Annotated in this window: 3 protein-coding genes; 1 reads left to right on the forward strand and 2 read right to left on the reverse strand. The window is 29.0% G+C overall.

The features are described from left to right. A partial coding sequence (locus ACHZC3_RS02775; RefSeq protein WP_394758353.1) for a two-component regulator propeller domain-containing protein occupies nucleotides 1-299 on the reverse strand: 299 nt, incomplete at its 3' end. 79 nt (nucleotides 300-378) lie between these two features. Next, entirely contained in the window at nucleotides 379-1,608 is a 1,230-nt protein-coding gene (locus ACHZC3_RS02780) for a glycosyltransferase family 4 protein (protein WP_394758354.1), read from the reverse strand. Between the two features lie 98 nt (nucleotides 1,609-1,706). On the opposite strand from ACHZC3_RS02780, the gene miaE reads away from it, so the two are divergent. Then, the coding region (gene miaE / locus ACHZC3_RS02785; protein ID WP_394758355.1) for a tRNA isopentenyl-2-thiomethyl-A-37 hydroxylase MiaE at nucleotides 1,707-2,052 on the forward strand (346 nt) is incomplete at its 3' end.

Consider the following 2,052-nt stretch of genomic DNA (forward strand, 5'->3'; position numbering starts at 1 on the left):
CCTCCATATTTTGTGGCAATAACTAAATTATTATTACTATCTTCAATAATATCAGTAATAAACTCGCTATTTAAGCCATTATTTTTATTAAAAATTTCATAGTTTAATCCGTCATATTTTACAAGTCCTGCACCATCAGTTCCAATCCATATATAATCTCTACTATCCTGAAATATTACATTAATTGTAGATGATGGCAATCCATCTTCTTGATTGACCATCTGAAAATCATACACTTGACCAAAAGAGGTGAAATGGAAAATAATAAAAATAATAAAGTAGAATAAGCTTTTTAGCATCTATTAGTCAAAATAAATTAATAAGGCTTAATAAAATTAACAAATTTTACTGAATAATCTATACTATTTATTTATAATATTACTTATTCTTCTCTTCAATCCAGCGTGACATATATTTTGTACTTAATGCTGTGTGATGTAATAACAGACTTCCTATAAAATTTAATTTCCTGTGATTTTCTATATTTGATTGTAGGAAATCTATCTTATCTGTAAATAATTTTTCAAATAAATCCTTTTTAAACCTATTTTCTAATATCTCAAATCCATTTTTTTGAGACTTATCCCAAAGTGTTTCATCTTTATATAACAAAACTGCTTTAGAAGCAAATTCTTCAAAATCATCAGTTATAAAACCGTTCCAATAACAATTTGCATTTATTCCTTCGGCTCCAATACTCGTAGTAATAGTTGGTGTTCCTAATTGCATTGCTTCAAGCAATTTTCCTTTTAGACCAGCTCCAAAACGAATTGGAGCGAGTAAAACTCTTGCACTTTTTATGACATCTTCAGCACTATTTGCTCGACCATGAATAATAAAATTCTCGCTAGAATTATGCAATTGCAATACTTTTTGCGAAGGATAAGCTCCATAAATATGCATCATTACTTCTGGCAATTCTTTTCTAATTTGTGGCCAAATTTTTTCTTTAAGCTGTTTTACAGCATCCCAATTGGGTTCGTGAAGAAAATTTCCTATAAATACAAAATCTTTCTTTTGATGAAAATCTATCGGCTTATTTTCTTCTTTCAAATCAAAAAACAAAGGCAAATAATACAATAAATTAGAATCTATTTTGAAAATATCTACTAGAATTTTTATTTCAATTTCCGATATGATTAATGACAAATCACATCGCAAAATACTAGCAATTTCACGTTTTGCAATATCAGAAGTTAGCAAATCTGAAAATTGAAATTCTATGTTTTTTTTAATAGCGTTTTGACGAGTTAATCTCAGAGAATGCAAATCTTCGGTATCTAAAATTCGTAATGCGGTCGGACAGTTTTCGTAAACCCGCCAACCAAACTGTTCTTCTATAACAAATCGGTCAAATAATGCGATTTCAGGATTCAATTCTTTTATAAAACCATCAAAAGTAGTAGAGTTTAAAATAATTTGCTGAGTTATAACTCCAATTGATTTTAAGTCAAATGAAAAGTCACTTTCTTGTGCTGCCGAGGCAAAAACAATTTCATAATCTTGTTTTTGAAACAACTTTATGAGTTGTAACATTCTTGTTCCAGCTGCCGATGATTTGGGTTCTGGCCAAACCAAACCTATTATTAAAAATGTCTTATTTTTCAACCTAAAAAAATTTTATGCAAAATACGATTATTAATTATTTTATTGAAGCTTAAAATCAAAACTAAAAAATGTAATTTTACACTCTTATTTTTTAAGTTATGTTAGGACTAAAACTGAAAACCGACCCGCGTTGGGTAAATATTGTAGAATCAAATATAGAAGAAATTCTAACTGATCATGCTTGGTGCGAACAAAAAGCGGCTACAAATGTTATTACCATTATTACTTATAATTCAGAACATGAGGAATTAGTAACTGAATTATTAAAGATTGCTAAAGAAGAAATTGAACATTTTCAGTTGGTACACAATATCATAAAAGAGCGTGGATTAACTTTAGGCAGAGAAAGAAAAGACCATTATGTAAACGAGTTATTCAAATTTCTGAAAAAAGACGGAAGCCGAAACGATGCATTTGTAGACAGATTGTTGTTTTCTGCCATGA

This window comes from Flavobacterium sp. (genome assembly GCF_043720215.1).
In the GTDB taxonomy this organism is placed as follows: Bacteria; Bacteroidota; Bacteroidia; order Flavobacteriales; family Flavobacteriaceae; genus Flavobacterium.